At 69.3% G+C, this 21,214-nt stretch carries 21 protein-coding genes; 12 read left to right on the top strand and 9 right to left on the bottom strand.

Annotated features, from left to right (window positions below; translation table 11 throughout):
• Window positions 1-50: 50 nt before the first annotated feature.
• The gene (locus IEY36_RS25075; RefSeq protein ID WP_188972080.1) at window positions 51-194 is read right to left on the bottom strand and encodes a hypothetical protein; all 144 of its coding nucleotides are present in this window, start codon (window positions 192-194) and stop codon (window positions 51-53) included.
• Window positions 191-991, bottom strand: a complete 801-nt coding sequence (locus tag IEY36_RS25070) for a heme ABC transporter permease (RefSeq protein WP_373290350.1) — start codon at window positions 989-991, stop codon at window positions 191-193. The genes IEY36_RS25075 and IEY36_RS25070 overlap by 4 nt, the downstream gene beginning before the upstream one ends.
• A gap of 175 nt (window positions 992-1,166) precedes the next feature.
• Here IEY36_RS25070 and IEY36_RS25065 point away from each other — a divergent pair, with 175 nt between their 5' ends.
• The 7 genes from IEY36_RS25065 to IEY36_RS25035 all read left to right on the top strand — a co-directional run bounded on the left by IEY36_RS25065 (window position 1,167) and on the right by IEY36_RS25035 (window position 6,613).
• Window positions 1,167-1,448: a YciI family protein gene (locus IEY36_RS25065; protein WP_229681563.1), complete on the top strand. Its 282-nt coding sequence runs from the start codon at window positions 1,167-1,169 to the stop codon at window positions 1,446-1,448.
• Between the two features lie 168 nt (window positions 1,449-1,616).
• Window positions 1,617-2,036 carry an EVE domain-containing protein gene (locus IEY36_RS25060; RefSeq protein ID WP_188972077.1) on the top strand — a complete coding sequence of 140 codons (420 nt, stop codon included), beginning with the start codon at window positions 1,617-1,619 and terminating at the stop codon, window positions 2,034-2,036.
• Window positions 2,033-2,389, top strand: a complete 357-nt coding sequence (locus tag IEY36_RS25055; protein ID WP_188972075.1) for a Rieske (2Fe-2S) protein — start codon at window positions 2,033-2,035, stop codon at window positions 2,387-2,389. Before IEY36_RS25060 ends, IEY36_RS25055 begins: the two co-directional genes overlap by 4 nt.
• Before the next feature lie 146 nt (window positions 2,390-2,535).
• Window positions 2,536-2,871, top strand: a complete 336-nt coding sequence (locus IEY36_RS25050; protein ID WP_188972073.1) for a hypothetical protein — start codon at window positions 2,536-2,538, stop codon at window positions 2,869-2,871.
• A 162-nt stretch (window positions 2,872-3,033) separates the two neighbouring features.
• Complete coding sequence (gene acs / locus IEY36_RS25045; protein WP_188972071.1) at window positions 3,034-4,965, top strand: acetate--CoA ligase; 1,932 nt, start codon at window positions 3,034-3,036, stop codon at window positions 4,963-4,965.
• Window positions 4,965-5,327, top strand: a complete 363-nt coding sequence (locus IEY36_RS25040; protein ID WP_188972069.1) for a hypothetical protein — start codon at window positions 4,965-4,967, stop codon at window positions 5,325-5,327. The genes acs and IEY36_RS25040 overlap by 1 nt, the downstream gene beginning before the upstream one ends.
• 161 nt (window positions 5,328-5,488) lie before the next feature.
• Window positions 5,489-6,613, top strand: a complete 1,125-nt coding sequence (locus IEY36_RS25035; RefSeq protein ID WP_188972067.1) for a linear amide C-N hydrolase — start codon at window positions 5,489-5,491, stop codon at window positions 6,611-6,613.
• Between the two features lie 275 nt (window positions 6,614-6,888).
• Here the strand turns inward: IEY36_RS25035 and IEY36_RS25030 are convergent, their stop codons facing one another.
• Complete coding sequence (locus IEY36_RS25030) at window positions 6,889-8,388, bottom strand: flavin-containing monooxygenase (RefSeq protein WP_229681562.1); 1,500 nt, start codon at window positions 8,386-8,388, stop codon at window positions 6,889-6,891.
• A gap of 110 nt (window positions 8,389-8,498) precedes the next feature.
• Between IEY36_RS25030 and IEY36_RS25025 the strand changes: the two genes are divergently transcribed.
• Window positions 8,499-9,692 (top strand): MFS transporter, encoded by a 1,194-nt coding sequence (locus IEY36_RS25025; RefSeq protein WP_188972065.1) that lies wholly within the window; start codon window positions 8,499-8,501, stop codon window positions 9,690-9,692.
• 751 nt (window positions 9,693-10,443) lie between these two features.
• Here the strand turns inward: IEY36_RS25025 and IEY36_RS25020 are convergent.
• Both IEY36_RS25020 and IEY36_RS25015 read right to left on the bottom strand, forming a co-directional pair.
• Complete coding sequence (locus IEY36_RS25020) at window positions 10,444-12,039, bottom strand: phosphoenolpyruvate carboxykinase (protein ID WP_188972063.1); 1,596 nt, start codon at window positions 12,037-12,039, stop codon at window positions 10,444-10,446.
• Between the two features lie 95 nt (window positions 12,040-12,134).
• Window positions 12,135-12,863: a HugZ family pyridoxamine 5'-phosphate oxidase gene (locus IEY36_RS25015; RefSeq protein WP_188972061.1), complete on the bottom strand. Its 729-nt coding sequence runs from the start codon at window positions 12,861-12,863 to the stop codon at window positions 12,135-12,137.
• A 103-nt stretch (window positions 12,864-12,966) separates the two neighbouring features.
• On the opposite strand from IEY36_RS25015, the gene IEY36_RS25010 reads away from it, so the two are divergent.
• The 4 genes from IEY36_RS25010 (at window position 12,967) to IEY36_RS24995 (ending at window position 18,326) form a co-directional block, all read left to right on the top strand.
• Complete coding sequence (locus IEY36_RS25010; protein WP_188972059.1) at window positions 12,967-13,668, top strand: response regulator transcription factor; 702 nt, start codon at window positions 12,967-12,969, stop codon at window positions 13,666-13,668.
• 31 nt (window positions 13,669-13,699) lie between these two features.
• Window positions 13,700-15,409 (top strand): stimulus-sensing domain-containing protein, encoded by a 1,710-nt coding sequence (locus IEY36_RS25005; RefSeq protein WP_188972057.1) that lies wholly within the window; start codon window positions 13,700-13,702, stop codon window positions 15,407-15,409.
• A 182-nt stretch (window positions 15,410-15,591) separates the two neighbouring features.
• Complete coding sequence (locus tag IEY36_RS25000) at window positions 15,592-17,892, top strand: NADP-dependent malic enzyme (protein ID WP_188972055.1); 2,301 nt, start codon at window positions 15,592-15,594, stop codon at window positions 17,890-17,892.
• The gene (locus IEY36_RS24995; RefSeq protein ID WP_188972053.1) at window positions 17,889-18,326 is read left to right on the top strand and encodes a DUF488 domain-containing protein; all 438 of its coding nucleotides are present in this window, start codon (window positions 17,889-17,891) and stop codon (window positions 18,324-18,326) included. The genes IEY36_RS25000 and IEY36_RS24995 overlap by 4 nt, the downstream gene beginning before the upstream one ends.
• Window positions 18,327-18,329: 3 nt before the next feature.
• Here IEY36_RS24995 and IEY36_RS24990 read toward each other — a convergent pair whose 3' ends face one another.
• The 4 genes from IEY36_RS24990 to IEY36_RS24975 all read right to left on the bottom strand — a co-directional run bounded on the left by IEY36_RS24990 (window position 18,330) and on the right by IEY36_RS24975 (window position 20,949).
• Window positions 18,330-18,758 (bottom strand): hypothetical protein, encoded by a 429-nt coding sequence (locus IEY36_RS24990; RefSeq protein WP_188972051.1) that lies wholly within the window; start codon window positions 18,756-18,758, stop codon window positions 18,330-18,332.
• A 409-nt stretch (window positions 18,759-19,167) separates the two neighbouring features.
• Complete coding sequence (locus IEY36_RS24985; RefSeq protein ID WP_188972050.1) at window positions 19,168-19,533, bottom strand: hypothetical protein; 366 nt, start codon at window positions 19,531-19,533, stop codon at window positions 19,168-19,170.
• Window positions 19,534-19,724: 191 nt separating this feature from the next.
• Complete coding sequence (locus IEY36_RS24980; protein ID WP_188972048.1) at window positions 19,725-19,955, bottom strand: hypothetical protein; 231 nt, start codon at window positions 19,953-19,955, stop codon at window positions 19,725-19,727.
• Between the two features lie 31 nt (window positions 19,956-19,986).
• On the bottom strand, window positions 19,987-20,949 hold the full coding sequence (locus IEY36_RS24975) for a Bug family tripartite tricarboxylate transporter substrate binding protein (RefSeq protein ID WP_188972046.1): 963 nt from the start codon (window positions 20,947-20,949) through the stop codon (window positions 19,987-19,989).
• Window positions 20,950-21,214 lie beyond the last annotated feature (265 nt).

The raw sequence follows: 21,214 nt of genomic DNA, 5'->3' as shown, positions 1-21,214 counted from the left end.
CGCCCAGGGAATATGGTGTGTTCCTGCTTGTGACCTTGACGCAGCGCAAGTCATGGCCGCCCGGCCCGCGGGTCGAGCGCCGCCAGCATCCGCTTCGCCGCGCGGTGCCGTGCGGCGGCGCCATAGGCGAGCGCGCCGAACACCGCCGCCGTCAACAGGTAGGAGATGGCGACATGCCACCAGTGCAGGGTCATGCCGGCGCGTCCTCCCGCCGGGCACGGGCGAGTTGCAGGGCGCGCACGCGGCGTTCCATCACGGCGGCGCGGGTGCGCGCCAGCACCACCGCGGCGAACAGCAGGCTGAAGCCGATGGTGCAGATCAACAGCGGGTAGAGCATGTCCACATGCATCCCCGGCGCGGCCAGCCGGGCGACGGAGGCCGGCTGGTGCAGCGTGTTCCACCAATCGACGCTGAACTTCACGATCGGCACGTTGACGAAGCCGACCAGCGCGAGGATGGCGCCGACCCGCGCACCGCGTTCGGGGTCGTCGAAGGCGCGCACCAGGGCGGCATGGCCGAGCCACAGGAAGAACAGCACCAGCACCGAGGTCAGCCGGGCATCCCAGACCCACCAAGTGCCCCACATCGGCTTGCCCCAGAGGCTGCCGGTGGCCAGGCACAGCGCGGTGGCGGCGGCGCCGACGGGGGACAGCTCGCGGGCGGTGAGGTCGGCCAGCGGATGCCGCCAGATCAGCGACATCACCGACAGGATGGCGAGGCCGGTGTACCCGCCCATGGCGAGCCAAGCCATCGGCACATGGACGTACATGATGCGGACGGTCTCGCCCTGCTGCCAGTCGGGCGGCGAGAAGACGAGTGCCCAGGCGAGCCCGATGCCGAGCACGAGCAGGGCCGCGGCCCAAAGCACGGGCAGCACTTTCCCGGTCGCCCGCAGGAAGCGGCCGGGATTGGCGAAGCGATGGAGGTTGCGCCCACCGACCGCGGGCCGGGTGGGCGTGGCTCCGGTGGCGGCGGCCAGGGGGTGATCCACGGGGTCAAACTAGGTGATGCTGGCCATTCTTTGAAGCGGGACAGTGCGCGCCGGCGCGTAACGCCCTGTTACGACGGGTGGCCGCTGTTGTCTTGCTGTCGGGCGCGGGCGAGGTTACCTGCGGTCAGGCGCGGCCTCGACCGGCGCGCCCGGGGGGTTGGGGATGCTGTTTGCCGTGACCATCGAGGACAAGCCCGGCATGGGGGAGACCCGGCGCGCCCTGCGCGCGGCGCATCTCGACTGGCTGGAACGGCATCGGGCGATGCTGGTCATCGCCGGGCCGATCATGGATGCCGAGGGGCTGTCGATCGGCTCGGTACGGGTAGTCGAGGCGCCGGATCGCGCGGCGGTGCAGGCGCTGACCGATGGCGACCCCTTCGCCAAGGCCGGCTGTTTCGCCCGGGTTTCGATCAACCCGTACCGCATCGTCTTCAAGGATGGGGCGCTGGCGGAATGATGGCGCGCCGCGCGCCACAATGCGCCCGAAGTCCCGCGGCAAGCGGGCCCGGAGGGCACGGCGCGACCGCGCTCAGCCCGCCCGCCGCCGCCAACACGGACAGTGCATGGCGCGAAGGCAAGCCGGCCGGATGGCCGGCGCCTGCCGTTTGAGGGATCAGAGAGACTCATGAACCACTGGCTGGTGAAGTCCGAGCCGGACGCGTTTTCCTGGGACCAGCAGGTCGCCCATGGCGTTGAGCCCTGGACTGGCGTGCGCAACCACATGGCCAAGGCCAATCTGATCGCGATGAAGAAGGGCGACCGCGCCTTCTTCTACCATTCCAATGTCGGCAAGGAAATTGTCGGCGTGGTCGAGGTGGTGCGCGAATCGTACCCCGACCCCACCGCCGAGGAGGGCAGCCCCTGGGTCTGCGTGGACCTCAAGGCGGTCGGTCCCGTGCCCAGGCCGGTGACGCTGGCGACGATCAAGGCGGAGCCCTCGCTGGAAGGGATCGCGCTGGTGCGCATGTCGCGCCTGTCGGTCATGCCGATCTCGCCCGAGCACTGGAAGATCCTGGCGACGATGGGCGGGTGGAAAGGCAAGTGACGGACAAGCCGAAGCGCGTGCTCTGCGCGCTCGAGGACATCCCCGACGGCAATTCCAAGGGCTTCCCGCCGGTACCCGGCGCCTTCACCGGGCTGTTCGCGGTGCGGCGCGGGCGGCAGGTCTGGGTCTATGTGAATTCCTGCCCGCATATCGGCGTGCCGCTCGACCCGGTGCCGGACCGGTTCCTCGACACGAAGAAGCAGAACATCCTGTGTTCCACGCACGGCGCGCGGTTCCGGGTGGAGGACGGATTCTGCACCTCCGGCCCCTGCTATGGCGAGTACCTGGAAGCGGTGCGCGCGCATGTGAATGAGCATGACCAGGTGATGGTGCCGGAGGATGCAGGGCTGTAGCCACCGTTCCGCCACGCCTGCCCCGGCGCCGCCGCGATCGCCCTGAAAGCACCTTGCCGCCGCCCCGGCGCGGACGCGGCCGGGGGGTCAACTCCGTCCTGCGCCACCCGATCAGCGGTGCGCCACTCGATCAAAGGACGGTCACCATGCGCAAGACGATCACCACGAGCCTTCTCGCCACCGGCCTCGTTCTCGCCGCCGTTCCCGGCTTCGCTCAGGGCGGCAGCCCTGCCGCCACCGGCACGACGCCGACCCAGGCCGCGCCCGCCCGGACCCAGACTCAGACGCAGGCCCAGCCCGCGCGCCCCGCAACCCCCGCCACCCAGGCGGCGCGTCCCGCCACCCCGCCCAATCCGGGCGGCAGTGCCACCGCCGGCGCCCAGGCTGGCGCGACCGGAAGCGCCACGCCGCGCCCGACGGCGCTGCCCGCGCCACACGCCACGGCCACCCCGGCGGCGCCCGCCCCGGTCAGGACGAACTGACGCATTCTTCTCCCAACCCTGCCTGCCCCGCCCGCCCGGCACCACCGGGCGGGCGGTTTCTTTTGGGCCCGAAAACGCGCGTGTTCGCGAATGTTGACCTGAATCAAATCGGGGCACCAAATCCCGCCGCAGAGAATAACCCACGGTCAGGGAGGCCAGCCCATGGCGGACGACATCATCGAAGTGAAACCCGAAATCGCGGCGACGGCGCATATCGATGCGGCAAAGCTCGCGGCGATGGTCGCGGCGGAAGCGCGCGATGCGGAGGCGTTCTGGCGCACCGAGATGGGCCGTGTCGCCTGGATGAAGGAACCCACGAAGATCAAGTCGGTGGACTTCACCGGCGACGTCTCGATCAAGTGGTTCGAGGATGGCGTGCTGAATGCCTCGGTCTCCTGCCTTGACCGGCATCTCGCGAGACGCGGCGACCAGGTGGCGATCATCTGGGAAGGCGACGACCCCAACAGCGACGCGAAGGTGACGTATCGCGAGTTGCACAAGCGCGTCTGCAAGCTGGCCAATGCGATGCGCCGGTTGGGCGTGAAGAAGGGCGACCGCGTCTGCATCTACCTGCCGATGATCGTCGAGGCCGCGGTCGCGATGCTGGCCTGCGCGCGCGTCGGCGCGATCCATTCCATCGTCTTCGGCGGCTTCTCGCCCGACAGTCTTTCGTCGCGCATCCAGGACAGCGAATGCACGCTGCTGATCACCGCCGATGAAGGCCGCCGCGGTGGCCGCAAGGTGCCGCTGAAGGCCAATGCCGATGAAGCGCTGCTGACCTGCCCGTCGATCCGCCACGTCGTCGTCGCGAAGAACACCGGCGGCGCCGTCGAGATGATGGCCGGGCGCGACCATTGGTGGGACGCGATCACGTCAGGCGAAGGCGAGACCTGCGAGCCGGAGCCGATGAGCTCGGAAGATCCGCTGTTCATCCTCTACACCAGCGGTTCGACCGGCAAGCCGAAGGGCGTGCTGCACACCACCGGCGGCTACATGGTGTGGGCGTCCTTCACGCATGAGAACGTGTTCGACTACCGCGATGGCGAGATCTACTGGTGCACCGCCGATGTCGGCTGGGTCACCGGGCACACCTACATCGTCTACGGCCCGCTCGCGAATGGCGCGACCACGCTGATGTTCGAGGGCGTGCCCTCCTGGCCCGACAATGGCCGCTTCTGGCAGGTCTGCGCCAAGCACAAGGTGAACATCTTCTACACCGCGCCGACCGCCATCCGCGCGCTGATGCGCGACGGCGAGGCGCCGGTGCGCAAGCACGACCGGTCGTCGCTGCGCATCCTCGGTTCCGTCGGCGAGCCGATCAATCCGGAAGCCTGGCTGTGGTACTATCGCGTGGTGGGCGACGAGCGTTGCCCGATCGTCGATACCTGGTGGCAGACCGAGACGGGCGGCATCCTGATCTCCCCGCTGCCCGGTGCCGTCGCGCAGAAGCCGGGGTCGGCCACGCTGCCGCTGCCGGGCGTGAAGCCCGCGCTGGTCGACAATGACGGCAACCTGCTGGAGGGCGCGACCGAAGGCAACCTCGTCATGCTGGACGCTTGGCCCGGCATGATGCGCACCATCTATGGCGACCATGCGCGCTTCGGGCAGACTTACTTCTCGACCTTCAAGGGCATGTATTTCACCGGCGACGGCGCGCGGCGCGACGCCGATGGCTATTACTGGATCACCGGGCGCGTCGATGACGTGATCAACGTCGCCGGCCACCGCATGGGCACGGCGGAGGTTGAATCCGCCCTCGTCGCGCACCCGGCCGTGGCGGAAGCGGCCGTCGTCGGCATGCCGCATGAGATCAAGGGCCAGGGCATCTACGCCTATGTCACGCTCAAGGCCGGCGTCGATTCCACCGAAGCGCTGCGCAAGGAACTCGTTGCCTGGGTGCGCAAGGAGATCGGGCCGATCGCGACGCCCGATGCGATCCAGTGGGCGCCGGGGCTGCCCAAGACGCGCTCGGGTAAGATCATGCGCCGTATCCTGCGCAAGATCGCCGCGAATGAAACCGAAGGGCTCGGTGATACGTCCACGCTCGCAGATCCGGGCGTGGTGCAGGAACTGATCGACAACAAGGTGGGGTAATGTCGGCTGCGCGGTACAGGGATGTCTACATCAGCGGCCCCGACCTGGTCGCACCGGTGCTGCGCGGCCACGCCCCGGCGATCGAGGGGGCGCCGTACCGCATCAGCCCCTTCTTCCCGCCCACCGACCCGACCGATGTCTTCGCCGAAGTCGTTGAACGCATCCGCGGCGGGCTGCTTCAGGGCCGGCAGACCGCCGCAGCCTGCTGGTGCGCGCTGGTCGGCCCGCGTGAGATCGCCGAGCTTCTGAACGACCTCTACGGCGCGCCGGGGCAAGACCCGCCACCTGTGCAGGCGCTGCGGCGTTTCGTCGCGGTGCTGCCGCATGACTGCACTTTCGCCCTGGTGGCGGCGACGATCTGACGCGCCACGATCCGTCGACGGAATCGTCGGCGGCAAATGATCTGGTGATCTTTCCGGCGGACACTGGGGCTCGCTCTCGCGCCGCAACGGTGCTGGAATCGGCCGCGACCCTTGCGTCACCGCCATGCCGTGGTGGTACTCCGCCAACCAGGAACCAGATCATGCAACCAGATCGTCGCCACTTCATGCTGGGCCTCGCGGCCGCGGCCACCTGCGCCGCACTGCCAGGCGCCGCCGAAGCCTGCACCGGCATCACGCTGCGTGGTGCCGATGGCTCGGTGATCTTCGGCCGCACGTTGGAATGGGGCACCTTCGACATGCTGCCGCGCATCGCCGCGGTACCCGGCGGCGCGGCGCTCAAGGCGCAGGCCATGCCGGACGGCAAGCCAGGCATCGCCTGGACCGCGCGCCACAACGCGGTCGCCATCATCGCGCTCGGCAAGCCCGTCGTGGTCGACGGGCTGAACACTGCCGGCCTGTCGGTCGGGATGTTCTATCACCCGGGCTTCGCGGTCTATGCGCCCTATGACCCCGCCCAGGCGGCGAATTCCATGGCGATGACGGACCTTGCCGGCTTCCTGCTGACGCAATGCGCGTCGCTCGACGAGGTGCGCGCCGCGCTCGCGCGCATTCGTGTCGCGCCGGTGGTGGAGCCGGCGCTCGGCTTCCCGGCGCCGGTGCATCTGATCGTCACCGAGGCTTCCGGCCGCGCCATCGTGATCGAGGCGCATGAAGGCGCGCTCCGTCTCTTCGACACGCCGATCGGCGTCATCACTAATGCGCCGACCTATGACTGGCACATGACCAATCTGCGCAACTACGTGAACCTGTCGGGCCGCGGGACCGCGCCGCGCGAGGTCGATGGCGTGACCCTGGCACCACTCGGCGAAGGCAGCGGCATGCTGGGCCTGCCGGGCGACTTCACCCCGCCCAGCCGCTTCATCCGCGCCGCCGCCTTCGCGGCCACCGCGCGGCCGACGACCGGCGGCTTCGACACGGTGCAGGAGGCTTTCCGCATCCTCGACAACTTCAACGTGCCGGTCGATGCGGTGAAGGACGACCGCGGCGCGCCGGGCGTACCGCAGGTGATGCTGAGTGCGACGCAGTGGACGACCGTGGTCGATCTCAAGACCCGCACGCTCTATTACCATACGCAGTTCGACCGGACGATCCGCCGGGTGGTGCTCGGGTCGATCGATTTCGCGCCGCTGAATGGGCAGGTCCCGTCGCGACCGCTCGACGAGACGCGAGCGGAGACGATCCGCGATGTGACACCGCGGGGCTGAGGCGGCACGGGACGGAACCGAGAGGGGCTTTGCCCCTCCCGGGCCCTCCCCAACAAGGGCCAAAGGGCCTCTGGACACCGTTACCTGCGGCGAGAACGGATCTTGCGCACGGCGCGCGGGATGCCGAAGCGACCTACCCGACCCGCCCGGTGCCAAAAGACGGCATTCCAAATGACACTGTCATTTGGTGGGGTGGTTTGGAGGGGCGACGCCCCTCCAGTCTCCACTGCGCGCTCAGGGCGTCAGCCATCGCCCCCCGCGCCGGCACCGAACCTTCACCGGTAGACGAAGGCCGGGTCCGTCAGGTCGATCGCCGGAAGGGCGTCCTTCTCCGACCAGTAGTCATGCATGTGCTGCCATTCCGGCTTGTCGCCACGCTTGGGCAGCAGGTGGTTGCCGCGCGCGACATAGCCGGAGCTGAATTCCTCCGGGTCGATCCACGGCCCCAGCGGCATGTTGTGGTCCTCGGGCCGCAACGCGACCTCGACGCGCGTCGCCCCGGTCTGCTCCATGTGGTTGAGCAGGCGGCACACCACATCTGCCACCATGTCCGCGCGCAGCGTCCAGGAGGCGCGCAGATAGCCGAACACCCAGGCCATATTCGGCACGCCGGTGAACATCATGCCGCGATAGGTGACGGTGTCGCCGAACACCAACGGCTCGCCGTCGATCGCGAAGTCGATGTCGCCCAGCGCGCTCAGATGAAAGCCGGTGGCGGTGACGATGATGTCAGCGTCCAGCATCGCGCCGGATTTCAGCAGCAGGCCGGTTTCGGTGAAGGTCTCGATCTCGTCGGTGACGACCGAAGCGCGCCCAGCGGCAATGCCTTTGAACAGATCGGCATCCGGCACAAAGGCCAAGCGCTGCTGCCAAGGCCGGTAGCGCGGGGTGAAGTGCTTGTCGATGTCGTAGTCGTCGCCGAGCAGCGCGCGGATCTGGCCGAGCAATTCACCCTTCACCATCTCGGGTTCGGTCTGGGTGCGCTGGATGAAGCGGGCCTGCTCGTACAGGATCTTCCGCCGCACGATCTCGTGGATCCATTCCTCGTTGATGCCGAGGGTGCGCAACTCGTCGGCGATCTCGATGCCGTTGCGCCCGGTGCGGAAGAAGGTCGGCGACCGCTGCAGCATCGTCACATGCGCGGCCTCATCCGCCATCGCCGGCACGATGGTCGCGGCGGTCGCACCCGAGCCGATCACGACCACGCGCTTGCCTCGATAGTCGAGGTCCTCCGGCCAGGTCTGCGGATGGACGATACGGCCACCGAAGCGCGCCATGCCCGGCCATTCGGGGGTATAGCCTTCCTCGTGGCGGTAATAGCCCTGGCACATCCAGAGGAAATTCGCGGTGAAACGCGCGATGCTGCCGTCACCGCGCGCGGCCTCGATGGTCCAGCGGTTGGCGGACGAATCCCACCGCGCCGAGCGGATCCGATGGCCGTAACGGATGAAGCGGCCGAGGCCGTTCTCCTCGATCACCTCGCCCATGTATTTGCGGATTTCCTCCGCCGTCGCGATGGGCGCGCCGACCCATGGCTTGAAGCGATAGCCGAAGGTGTAGAGATCACTGTCCGAGCGGATGCCCGGGTAGCGATGCGTCCGCCAGGTGCCGCCGAAGCCGTCCTGCGCCTCGAGCACCAGGAAGCTGCGCCCCGGGCATTGTTCCTGCAGGTGATAGGCACCGCCGACCCCGGAAATGCCGGCGCCGACGATCAGCACATCGACGTGTTCCACCGGCGCCGCCTCGGGCGCCAAGGCGGCCATTGTCTCGGCCATGGATCATTTCTCCGCTTCCTGGCACCAGCCTATCGGGCCGCGCCCAGGGCGGTAAAGCATTGCGCCGGGCGCGGGTTGTAGCCAGCCGCGCTGCGGCGCAGCATAGCGTCATGAGCGGGTCCGGCGGCAGCGAGAACGAACCAACCAGCCGAACGGCGATGAACCGCGTGCTTGTCATGTTTGGGCCGGCGGTCTTCGCTGGCGCGCTGGCCACCCGCGCGACAGACCCGCTGGTGGTTGACATCGCCCACGACCTGGCCAGCACCGCGGCGCAGGTCGCCCTTCTTGGCACCGCCTACACCCTGCCCTTCGCGCTGGTGCAGCCGATCCTGGGACCGATCGCGGATTCGGTCGGCAAGCGCCGGGTGGTGACACTGTGCATCGGCCTGCTGGTCACGCTGCTGGCGCTCTCGGCGGCCGCCGCATCCCTCGGGTGGCTGATGACCTTCCGCGCGTTGTCGGGTGCGGCAGCCGGCGGCATGATGCCGTTGACGCTCGCCATCATGGCCGATGCGGTGCCGATGCGGGACCGCCAGGTGGCGCTGTCGCGCATGCTCATCTTCGGCATTTCGGGGCAGATCGCCGGCGGGGCGATCGCCGGGCCGATCGCCGCCATCGCCGGCTGGCGCGGCATGCTGGTGTTCTGCGCCATCGCCGCGGTGGTCGGCCTGGTCGCCCTGGTGATGGCTTCGCGGGGCGCCGCGAAGGAACCCATCACGCGCTACGACCCCGTGGTGGCGACCAAGCGCTACCGGACCATCCTGTCCAACCCGAGCGCCATCCCGCTCTATGCCACCGTGGCCGCCGAGGGGGCGCTGGTGTTCGGCTCCTTCCCCTTTTTCGCGACGCTGATGATCAATCGCGGCATCGGCGGCACGACGGAAGCCGGCTTCACGATCGGCGCCTTCGGGCTGGGCGGGCTGGGCTATGCGGCGCTCGCCCGCTGGCTGCTGACGCGCTTCGGTCAGGCCGGGGCCGTACGGCTGGGCGGTGGGATCGGCTTCCTGGCGCTGATGGGGTTGGCTGTCGCGCCGGCGCTGTGGGTCGCGGCGCTGGCCGGCTTTCTGCTCGGGATGGCGTTCTACATGATCCACAACGCCATCCAGACGCGCGCCACCGAGCTGTCCCAGCAATTCCGTGGCAGCGCCGTCTCGCTGCACGCCTTTTCCTTCTTTACTGGGCAGTCGCTCGGCCCGATCGCCTTCGGGCTGGGGGCGACGACGATCGGGCTGGCGCCTTCGCTCGGCATCGCGGCGGCGTTGCTGATGGTGCTCGCCTGGTCCCTCGCGCGCCGGCCCGCCTGAGCGCTGGAACAGAAGGTGATTCACGGCGACCGAGTCGCGCCGGTGCACCCATTCCGAATCAGACACTTGGTCCGAGTCGTAGGAACGAATCGCTGACGGAGTCGGCCCGAGTCGCAAAGCCGGCTTAAATCAAGCACTTGTGGGTGTCGGTCCGGGGTCGGCACAAGCGTGTTCGCGGTCCGTGCGCGGTGGGCACCCGAGTCGCGGCGGGGCAGACACGCGACGGACATGGAAGGGCTTTGCACCTCCAAACCACCCCACCAAATGACAGTATCATTTGGAAAGCCATCGTTGGGCGCCGGGCAGCGATGGGCGGCTGCTTCGATGACACGCGCGCCGCGTGCGAGGGCGGGGCTCGCTCGGCGCTGGACCCTTGCATCAAATCGAGAGGTCCGGCGGCGCCTGGAGCAATTCCCGATCGGGCGAGGATGCTCGCCGATACACTGGCTCGGAGAGGGCGGGTCAGTCGGAGTGAACGGGATCCCGGTCAGACCGAGGGGCTCCCTTTGGCCTTGGCGCGCAACGTCAACGGCGACCTGTGGTGAGGTGGGCCCGAGGTCGGCAAAGACCCCTCGGTCCCAACTCACCCTCTGAGCGCCGGCATCTTCATCGCCTGAGCGGTGTGCCCAGGCCGCGACGACGCCAATCGCAGACTACCCATCCCTCTGGCGACCACCGTCCAACAATGAGGGATCCGAGGGCCTTAAGCCCTTGGCGGGTGGGGTGCGGGGAGGGCGGGGCCCTCCCCGTCCTAAGCCGCCGCGCGGATCGCCGCCGCCTTCACATCCTCGCTGACCGCCCCGGCGAAGGTCGCGAAGTTCTTCTCGAACAGCCCGACCAGGTTCGCCGCCGTGCGGTCATAGGCCGCCTTGTCGGCCCAGGCGTCGCGCGGGTTCAGCACCTCGGCCGGGATGCCGGGGACGGCTTTGGGCATCATCAGCCCGAAGAACGGGTCGCGGACGAAGTCCACCTTGGCGAGCGAGCCATCCAGCGCCGCGCGTAGCAGGGCGCGCGTCACCTTGATCGACATGCGCGACCCGGTGCCATAGGCGCCGCCCGACCAGCCGGTGTTCACCAGCCAGCAATCGGCGCCGTGCTTGCCGATCAGCTCCTGCAGCATGCGGCCATAGACTTCCGGGTGGCGCGGCAGGAACGGCGCGCCGAAGCAGGTGGAGAAGGTCGCCTGCGGCTCCTTGCCCAGCCCCTTTTCCGTGCCGGCGACGCGCGCGGTGTAGCCCGACAGGAAGTGGTACATCGCCTGCGCGGCCGACAGCTTGGAGATCGGCGGCAGCACGCCGAAGGCATCCGCCGTCAGCATCACCACGTTCTTCGGCAGGCCGGCAGTGCCGCCCGGCGCGGTGTTGGGGATGTAGTGGATCGGGTAGCAGGATCGCGTGTTCTCGGTCAGCGACCCGTCATCGAGGTCGACCACGCCATCGGCATCGGCGACGACGTTCTCGAGCACGGTGCCGAAGCGGTGCGTCGCCGCCCAGATCTGCGGCTCGGCCTCCTGCGACAGCTTGATGACCTTGGCGTAGCAGCCACCTTCGAAGTTGAAGACGCCGGTATCCGACCAGCCGTGTTCGTCATCGCCGATCAGCGCGCGCTCGGGGTCGGAGGACAGCGTGGTCTTGCCGGTGCCTGACAGGCCGAAGAACAGCGCGACGTCGCCATCCTTGCCGACATTGGCCGAGCAATGCATCGGCAGCACGTCACGCGCCGGCAGCAGCCAGTTCATCACGGTGAAGATACTCTTCTTCACCTCGCCGGCATAGGAAGTACCGGCGATCAGGATGGTGCGCGTCGCCAGTGACAGGGCGATGACGGTGCTGGTGCGGCAGCCATCGACGGCCGGGTCGGCCTCGTATTCCGGCGCGTGGAGGATGGTCCAGTCCGGCGCGAAGCCGTCCAGCGCATCACGTTCCGGGCGGATGAACATGTTGCGCGCGAACATTGCGTGCCAGGCATTGGTGGTGACGAGCCGCACGCGGATCTGGTGCGCGGTGTCGGCGCCGGCGTGCAGATCCTGGGTGAACAGCTCCGCCTTCTGGCCGAGATAGGTGCGCACCTTGGTAGCCAGCGCGGCGAACTTGTCGGCCGGCAGCGCCTGGTTGATCTTGCCCCACCAGACGGCTTCGCGCGTCTCGGGCTCGTCCACCACGAACTTGTCCTGCACGGAACGGCCGGTGTGCTGGCCGGTCACGGCGATGAAGGCGCCATCAGCCGAAAGCCGGCCTTCGCCGCGCCGCAGGGCATGTGCCACCAGGGCGGGGGCGGTCAGGTTCGGATGGACCTCGCCGTTCGGGGAAACGCCAGTGCCGGCAACGGCGGGGTTCGGGGAAGACATGCGGGGCCACTCTCCTGGGGGGTCACGTCGCGGTTGGGTGACAGTGCCGTTTCAGCGACCCGGACGGCAGAATTGCGGCAGAAAATCGCCACATATCAGCCGTTCAGGCGCGCCCGTCCCTCCCGCGTCGCGCGGATGAGGGCCGCGCGTACCGCATCGGAATCGCTTAACCGCGCTAAGAACGCAAGTCGAACCGTCTGGTTACCGTCAGACAGGTCACAGCCATCGACATCCACGGCGACTATCCGCCAGTCCCCTGCCGCGCCGCCAAGCAGCCCCTGGGCGATCGCCGCCACCGCGTCGGCGTGGTCGGCGTTCATGTGGTCGATGATCCCGGCTTCCGCGGCGAGGATGGCGGCGACCGCTTCGGGGTCCGGCGCCAACTCGCTGGCCTTGATCCGTTCGGCGCGGGCGAAGCCGCCGACCTGCAACGCGCCGCCGATGCGCACCCGCCACAGGCTGAAATCGGCGAAGTCAGCGTAGAGCGCGGCATAGGGGTGGCGCGCCAGCCAGCGTGCCTTGAGGGCCGGGACCTCGGCCTCAGGCACCCGCTCGGCCAGGCCGGTGACGGTCACCCGCGGCGCAGTCTGCGGGTTGGGGCCTTCTGCGGTGCCGGTGAACAGCAGGGCGCAACGCGGCTCAGCGGCCAGTTGGCGGGTATGGGCGGACAGGGTGGACAGCCACAGCAGCGGCGAGAGGTCGGGTGCCGGCGCCGGCGTGACCAGGCTGGCGAAGGGCTGGCCCTCGGCCGAGGAGGCCAGTGTCGCGGCATTCGCCCCCCTGATCAGGCCGATGGCCTCGCGAATGCCGTCCTGCGATGCCATGTCTTCCTCCGGCCCGTCTCGTGCCACAATCCCGCGTGAAACTGGCTTCAGTGCCGCCGCCGCGCAATCGCGACGCCTGAATGCCCGAATACCGGAAAGACACATGGCCCAGACCATCGCCCTCGTGGACGACGACCGCAACATCCTCACCAGCGTGCAGATGACGCTGGAGGCGGAAGGCTATGCCGTCCGCACCTTCACCGATGGGGAGAGCGCGCTGCAGGGGCTGCTCTCGAAGCCGGCGGACCTCGCCGTGCTCGACATCAAGATGCCGCGCATGGACGGGATGGAGCTGCTGCAACGGCTGCGCCAGCGCTCGAACATGCCGGTGGTGTTCCTCACCTCGAAGGATGAGGAAGTCGACGAGCTGATGGGCCTGCGCCTCGGCGCGGATGACTACATAACCAAGCCGTTCAGCCAGCGCCTGCTGCTCGAACGCATCCGCGCCCTGCTGCGGCGCAATGAGGCGTCGCGCGCGGAAGGCTCGGGGGCGCCGCCGGGCGGCGTCATCGCCCGCGGCGATCTGGTGCTGGACGAGACCAAGCACACCTGCGTGTGGAAGGGCGGCCAGGTGCAGCTCACCGTCACCGAATTCCTGCTGGTCAAGGCGCTCGCGGTGCGCCCCGGCATGGTGAAGAACCGCGACCAGCTGATCGATGCCGCCTATGGCGAGAACATCTATGTCGATGACCGCACGATCGACAGCCACGTAAAGCGCATCCGTAAGAAGTTCCGGCAGGTGGATGGCGAGTTCGACCAGATCGAGACGCTGTACGGCATCGGGTATCGCTACAAGGAAGCCTGAGCGGCCGGCGAGCCGGTGAAAGGGGCGAGCAATGCCTGACGATGGCGCCGCCACGCGGCCGCAGGGCAAGGCCGCCGGGAGTTCGGCGGTGGCGGCCCCGCGTGCGCCACGGCGCCGCTTCTCCCCCCTGCTGCGCCGTATCCTGCTGGTCAACGCCGTGCCGCCGGCGCTGCTGGCGGCATCGCTGCTGTATCTCGACCAGTACCAGAACGGCCTGATCGCTGCCGAGGTCGAGGCGCTGCGCACCCAGGCGCGCATCTATGCCGGCGCCATCGCCGAGGCCGCCGTGCGCATCGATGGCGACCGCGCCATCCTGGTGCCGGAAGCCGCCCGCCCGCTGTTGCGTCGCCTCGTTGAACCATCGCCCAACACCCAGGCGCGGCTGTTCGACAATACCGGGCTGATGGTCGCCGACAGCCGCGTGCGCGAGGGGCCCGGTGGCGCGGTGACCACCGAGCCGCTGCCGCCGCCCGAACCGCGCGGCGCGCTGACCTCGACCGTCGCCGGCGTCTATGACCGGCTGGTCTCGGTGCTGCCCGGCACGCTGCGCGGCGGCACCAGCAGCGGCGGGGTGGCGGTCGATATCGGGCCGGAAGCGCCGGATTTCGACTGGCAGCCCAATCTCGGCCCCGACCGGCGGGAAGAACTGCGCCTCGCCCTCGAAGGCGGCGTGCGCCCGTATATCCGCCGCACCGGGGATGGCCGCCTGCTGGTCTCCGTCGCCGAACCCGCCCGCCGCAGCGGGCAGAGCGTCGGCATCGTGCTGCTGACGCGCGAGGCCCGCGAGGTCGATGAACGGCTGTTCCAGATCCGCGCCTCGGTGCTGCTGCTGTTCGGCACGGCGCTGGTGCTGACGGTGATGCTCTCCTTCTACCTGTCGCGCACCATCGCCACGCCGATGCTCGACCTGGCGCGCGCCACCCAGCGCATCCGTGAAGGCGAGGGGCGCGAGGAATCGGTGCCCGAACCGCTGCTCGCCCGCAATGACGAGATCGGCACGCTGGCGCGCGACCTGCAGAATTCCGCCCGCGCGCTGTGGGCGCGCATCGACGCCAATGAACGCTTCGCCGCCGATGTGGCGCATGAGCTGCGCAACCCGTTGACCTCGGTGCGCAGCGCGCTGGAGACCCTGCGCCGCATCGAGAACCCGGAGAACCGCAACCGCCTGCTGGCGATCATCGCCGACGACGCGGTGCGCATGGATCGGCTGATCGCCGACATCTCCGATTCCTCGCGCGTCGATGCCGAGCTGTCGCGCACCATCTCCGCCCCGGTGGACATCGCGCCGATCCTCTCCGCCCTGGCCGAATTGCACGAGGCGACGCGGGCCGAGCCGGATGCCCCATCTGTCACGCTGGAGGCCACGCCCGGCCCGCTGGTGGTGCGTGGCGTCGAGGGCCGTATCGTGCAGGTGTTCCGCAACCTGCTCGGCAATGCGCTGTCCTTCAGCCCACCCGGCGGCCGCGTGCTGGTCAAGGCACGGCCGGCCGGCGCAGTGGTGGAAGTGGCGATCGAGGATGAGGGCCCAGGCATTCCGGAGCAGAAGCTCGAGAGCATCTTCGAGCGCTTCTATTCGGAACGCCCGAGCGGGGAACGCTTCGGGCAGCATTCCGGGCTCGGGCTGTCGATCAGCAAGCAGATCGTCGAGGGGCTGCGCGGGCAGATCTCGGCGGAGAACCGCCGCGATGCGGCAGGGACAGTCATCGGGGCGCGGTTCGTCGTGCGGCTGCCGGCGGCGTAGCCACACCTCCGCCGCCCACGGCCCGCCGCATCACCGTGGCTGTTCATGGCCGCGCATGTGTCGCGCATGCGGGCGCCGGCACTACCCTACCGCGACTGCGAAGCCAGGGGGTCGCGGTGCGGCTCGCCTGGTTGCACAATGGTGCGAGACCAAGCAACGAAACCGGTGACGGGAACGATTCCATGGACGACGCGAAGCAGCTACCTGCCAGTGACACGCGCACCGCCCGAGTGACCGGGGAGGAGGCGCTCGCGATGCACGCCGAAGGCCGGCCGGGCAAGCTCGAGATCCGCCTGACCAAGCCGCTGATCACCGCGCGCGATCTCTCGCTCGCCTATTCGCCCGGCGTGGCGGAACCCTGCCTGCACATCCATCGCGACCCGAAGCTTGCCTATGACTACACGGCGAAGGGCAATTTCGTCGCCGTCGTCTCGAACGGCACGGCGGTGCTGGGCCTGGGCAATCTCGGCGCGCTGGCGTCGAAACCGGTGATGGAAGGCAAGGTCGCGCTGTTCAAGCGCTTCGCCGATGTGGACGGGATCGACCTGTGCGTCGACACCGAGGATGTGGACGCCTTCGTCAATTCTGTGCGCTACCTCGGCCCGTCCTTCGGCGGCATCAACCTCGAGGACATCAAGGCGCCGGAATGCTTCGTCATCGAGCAGCGCCTGCGCGAGCTGATGGACATTCCCGTGTTCCATGACGACCAGCACGGCACCGCGATCGTCGCGGCCGCCGGACTGATCAACGCCATCCATTTGACCGGGCGCGACATCAAGACGACGCGGCTCGTCATCAACGGCGCCGGGGCGGCCTCGATCGCCTGCGCCGAGCTGGTCAAGGCGATGGGCATGCGACCCGAAAACGTCATCCTGTGCGACACCAAGGGCGTCATCTATCGCGGCCGCCAGGAAGGCATGAACCAGTGGAAGTCCGCCCATGCGACGACCACGGATGCGCGCACGCTGACCCAGGCGCTGGACGGCGCCGACGTGTTCTTCGGCCTGTCGGTGAAGGGCGCGCTGACGCCCGAGATGCTGCGCGCCATGGCACCGAGCCCGATCCTGTTCGCCATGGCCAATCCGGACCCCGAGATCACGCCTGATGAAGCGCGTGCCGCGCGGCCGGACTGCATCATCGCCACCGGCCGCTCGGACTATCCGAACCAGGTCAACAACGTGCTCGGCTTCCCGTTCATCTTCCGTGGCGCACTGGATGTCCGCGCCAGCACCATCAACGACGCGATGAAGATCGCCGCCGCCGAGGCGCTGGCGATGCTGGCTCGCGAGGATGTGCCCGAGGAAGTGGCAGGCGCCGGGGCGGGCATGTCGCTGCGCTTCGGGCCCGAGTACATCATCCCCAACGCCTTCGACCCGCGACTGATCTCGCGCGTCTCGCCGGCCGTCGCCAAGGCGGCGATGGACAGCGGGGTCGCCCGCAAGCCGCTGTTGGACCTGCAGCGCTATGCGCGCGACCTGGCGAACCGGCTGGACGCGACGGTCGGCGCGCTGGAGGCGATTGCCGAAGCCGTCCGCCAGAACCCCAAGCGCGTCGTCTTCGCCGAGGGCGAGGAGGAGAAGGTGATCCGCGCCGCCATCGCCTTCCGCAATGCGGGCTATGGCACGCCGGTCCTCGTCGGGCGCGAGGACCGCATCAACGCGGTCGCCGCCGCGCTCGGAATCCCGATGCCGGACGGCATCGAAATCCACAATGCAAGGTTGTCGGATTCCAACCGCCGCTATGCCGAATTCCTCTATGCAAAGCGTCAGCGCGAAGGCTTCCTGCTGCGCGACTGCCAGCGCCTGGTGAACCAGGATCGCAACGTCTTCGGCGCCTGCATGGTCGCGATGGGCGACGCGGATGCCATCGTCACCGGTTCCACCCGTTCCTATTCGGTCGCGCTGGAAGGCATCAACATGGCGATCGACCCGATCCCGGGGCGCGTCGTCTTCGGGGTGTCCATCATTGTCTCGCGCCGCGCCGGCACGGTGCTGGTGGCCGATACCGCCATCCATGAACGGCCCGATGCCGAGACGCTCGCCGGCATCGCGCGTGGTTCGGCGGCGGCGGCGCGGCGGCTCGGGCTGGAACCGCGCGTGGCGTTCCTGTCCTTCTCGACCTTCGGTGACCCGCGCGGGACCATTCCGGGCAGCATCCGCGACGCGGTGAAGCTGCTGATCGAACGCGGCGCCGATTTCGAGTTCGACGGCGAGATGTCGGCCGATGTCGCGCTCGACCCCGGCCTGCGCACGTCGCTCTATCCGTTCTGCCGGCTGACCGGGCCGGCCAATGTGCTGATCATGCCGGGGCTGCACGCGGCGCACATCCTGACGCGATCGGTGCCGCGGCTGACCAGTTCGACCGTGATCGGCCCGCTGCTGACCGGCCTGTCGCATTCGGCGCAGATCGTGCCGATGCAGGCGGGGGTGAACCAGATGCTCGACGTCGCCTGCCTCGCGGCCCATGCCGCCGCGCTGAAGTGACGCCGGAGGTTCTCACCATCGGCTATGAGGGCGCGACGCCAGACCGGCTGATCGGCGCCCTCAAGGAGGCCGGGGTGCGCGTGCTGGTCGATGTCCGGGCGCTGGCCAGCAGCCGCCGGCCGGGCTTCGCCAAGACCGCGCTGACGGCGTCGTTGGAGGCGGCCGGGATCGGCTATCTGCATCTGCGCGCGCTCGGCACGCCCGCCGAAGGGCGGGTTGCCGCGCGGTCGGGACGGCCGGCCGAGATGCGCCGGATCTTCGCGGCGCATCTCGCCGGCACCGAGGCACAGGCCGCGCTGGCCAACCTGTCCGACCTAGCGCGCCAGCAACGCGTCTGCCTGCTGTGCCTGGAGGCCGATCCGCGGCAATGCCACCGTACGCTGGTGGCCGAGGCGGTCGGGCTCCCAATCATCCACCTCTCGCCGGGGGCGTGAGGGTCAGCCGGTCGGGGCGTCGCTGTCCGGCCCTGCCGCCGGTCCCTTGGTGGCGGGGGCGGCGGATGGCTTGCCGCCGGGCGGTGGGTCCTGGGCGACGGGCGGGCTGACCCGCGCGCCTTGGGCGCCGCGGGGTGCGAAGATGCCGGTGGCGCGATCCGGGGCCTGGTGTGCCTGCCCGGGGGGTGGGCCCGCCGGGCGGTTGGCCCCGGCCGGGCGCGGCGCGGGTGGGGCGACGCCTGCCGGGACGGCCTGTGCGGGCGGCGGCGGCACGAAATTCGGCCTGACGTGATGCGGCGGGGCGCCGGGCGGTCTGACACCCTGCGGCGCCATGAGGCGGTAGGGATCGGGGCGTTCCCACGCTTGAGCATGCTGCGACATGAAGGCGAATGACCCCGCCAGCAGGACAAGGCGGCGGCGAGGGCGAGGCATGACGGCATCCGCGCAGTGATGCCCCACCCTAGGCCTCTCCGTGTTGCCGGCGCATGTCGCGAAGGTTGCGTTCGGCAACGGCGCCGTGGCCGGCCGATGCCTTTTTGCCAACGGCCCGATCCGATGACCGCAAGGAGAGGATTGACGAGGCGCCGTCCCTCCAAGCTACGCAGCCCGGGTTCCCATATGCCATGGGCATTTTGGATGCCGTCTCGTGGCGTTGAGCACGAAACGCTGCTGTATCCGAGGCGCGCACTGCGTGCGCAATGGCGGGTTTCGGCGCTCATCCTGACCGTGGCGCCGAGCGCCAAGGGGAGGTTTCCAAAGGCCCTTAGGCCTTTGGTGGGGAGAGCCCGAGAGGGGCAACGCTCCTCTCGGTCCCTCCGGTCAGGATTAAGCGCCGCCGGTACTATTCGCGCGGCGCGGCGGGCTGGCCGTGCAGCCGTTCGCCCTGGCGCGCGGTCCATTCGCCGGCGCCCTGCATCTGCTGGCCGGTCCAACGCATGGCGCGGCCGAGCGCCGAGCCCGTGTCATCCGCCGCGCGTTCGAGCGCCTGGCCGGTCGATTCCGCGGCACGGTCGATCGCGGCGCCACTGCGTTCGGCAACGCCAGGCTGGCGCGTGCCGTCCGGGGCCGGCGTCGCGGCCGGCGCTGGGGTCGGCGCGGGGGCGGGGGCAACCGGGCGCGGCACCGGTGGCGGCAGGCTGCCCGCCTGCTGGGCCAGCACCGGGGTGGCAACGAGGGCGAGAAGGGCAGTGGCGGCAACAAGTCGCATCGGTGCCTCCTGGGGTCGAGGTATCGTTGATGTGTCACCACGTCGGGCGGGTGCATGCCCGTCATGGCGCGGCGCCTGACCAGGTGACGATGCCTGCGACAGCACAGACCGGGCGCGCGGAACCATCCCTAACCGACCGAAGTTACCACGAGATGATGATACGGCCCCGTGGCGACAACGGGGCAGCGCCGTCAACTGCCGAAGGCCCAGCGCCCCGCGCGGCGCAGCTTCTCGCCGGTCCAGTTCGCGGCGCGTTCGAGGGCCGAACCGGTGCGTCGCGCACCGCGTTCCACCGCCTCCCCAGTGCGTTGCGCGCCGCGTTCGACCGCACGGCCGGTACGCTGCACCGCGCCTTCGCTGGCCGCGGCCGGCAGGGCGGTGACGGAGGCCATCAGGGCCAGGATCAGGGCGCGCCGTTTCATGACTGGAATCTTGGCCCGCCACGCCGCCCGGTCAAGTATCCAGACGGATGCCGAGCTCACGGATCAGCGGCCGCCACAGTGCGATCTCGGCGGCGACGAAGGCATCGAACTCGCCCGCCGACCAGCCGGTGGTCTGGATGCCGAGCGCCCTGGTGCGCGCCTGCACCTCGTCGGCGGCCATGGCCCGGACCACCTCGGCATTCAACCGGGCGACGATCTCCGCCGGCACCGCCTTGGGCACGCTGATGCCCTGCCAGCCGAAGGCGACGGCGTCGTAGCCCAGCTCGCGCATGGTGGGCACGGTCGGCGCCTCGGCGGTGCGGGCCTCGCTGAGGACCGCCAGCGCGCGCACTCGCCCGTCGCGGATGAAGGGCAGGCCGGAGGCGGTGTCGATCATCACCAGCTCGACATTGCCGGCGAGCAGGTCCTGCATCGCCGCCTGGCCGCCGCGATACGGCACGTGTTCCGCCGCCAGGCCCGAGCGGCGCTTGACCAGTTCCATCGCCAGGTGATGCGGCGAGGCGACGGCGGGGCTGCCATAAGTTGGCGCGCGCGTCCGGCTGGCCGCCAGCAGCGCCGGGAAATCGGCCCAGGGCGCATCCGCCCGGCAGACAATATACAGCGGAAAACGGCCGATGAAGCCGACCCCGGCGAAGTCGCGATCTGGGTCATAGGGCAGCCGCGCATAAAGCGCCGGGTTGTAGACCAGGATGCCGTTGTCGACATGCATCCAGGTATAGCCATCCGGCGCGGCGCGCGCGGCAATCTCGCTGGCCAGCACGGCGCCGCCGCCGGGGCGGTTCTCGACCACCACATTCTGACCGAGGCGCCCGCCCATCTGCGCAGCCAACAACCGGGCAAACACGTCGGACGGCCCGCCGGCCGGGTAGCCGACGACCAGCCGCAACGGGCGATCGGGCCAGCTCGCCTGGGCCTGCGCCTGGGTCGCTGCCAGGGCGAGGCCGGTCGCGATCGCACCACGCCGTCCGATCATCTGCGCATCTTCCTTTGTCTGCCGATGGCCGCAATCTGGCGCCAGGCCGGAGCGACGCCAAGAGGCGCCGGTTGCAGGGCCGGCGGCCGCTTCTTCTTGACTCTTTTCCTGCCCAAGACTAAGCGCCCCTGTCTTTCAAGTTCTGGAAGGCATTGCCTCGCTTGCGGGGCCGGAACCTGGGCGGACCGTTACGCGCCCATTCATTGGACCCGTGTTCGCAGCCGCAACAGGCGCGCCGGGTCACGTCGTTCCCGCTGCTGGCGGG

The sequence above is a fragment of the Neoroseomonas lacus genome, from assembly GCF_014644535.1.
Classification (GTDB): Bacteria; Pseudomonadota; Alphaproteobacteria; order Acetobacterales; family Acetobacteraceae; genus Neoroseomonas; species Neoroseomonas lacus.
Note: the sequence above shows the minus strand (reverse complement) of the source record. Positions and strands in the feature narration are given on the sequence as shown.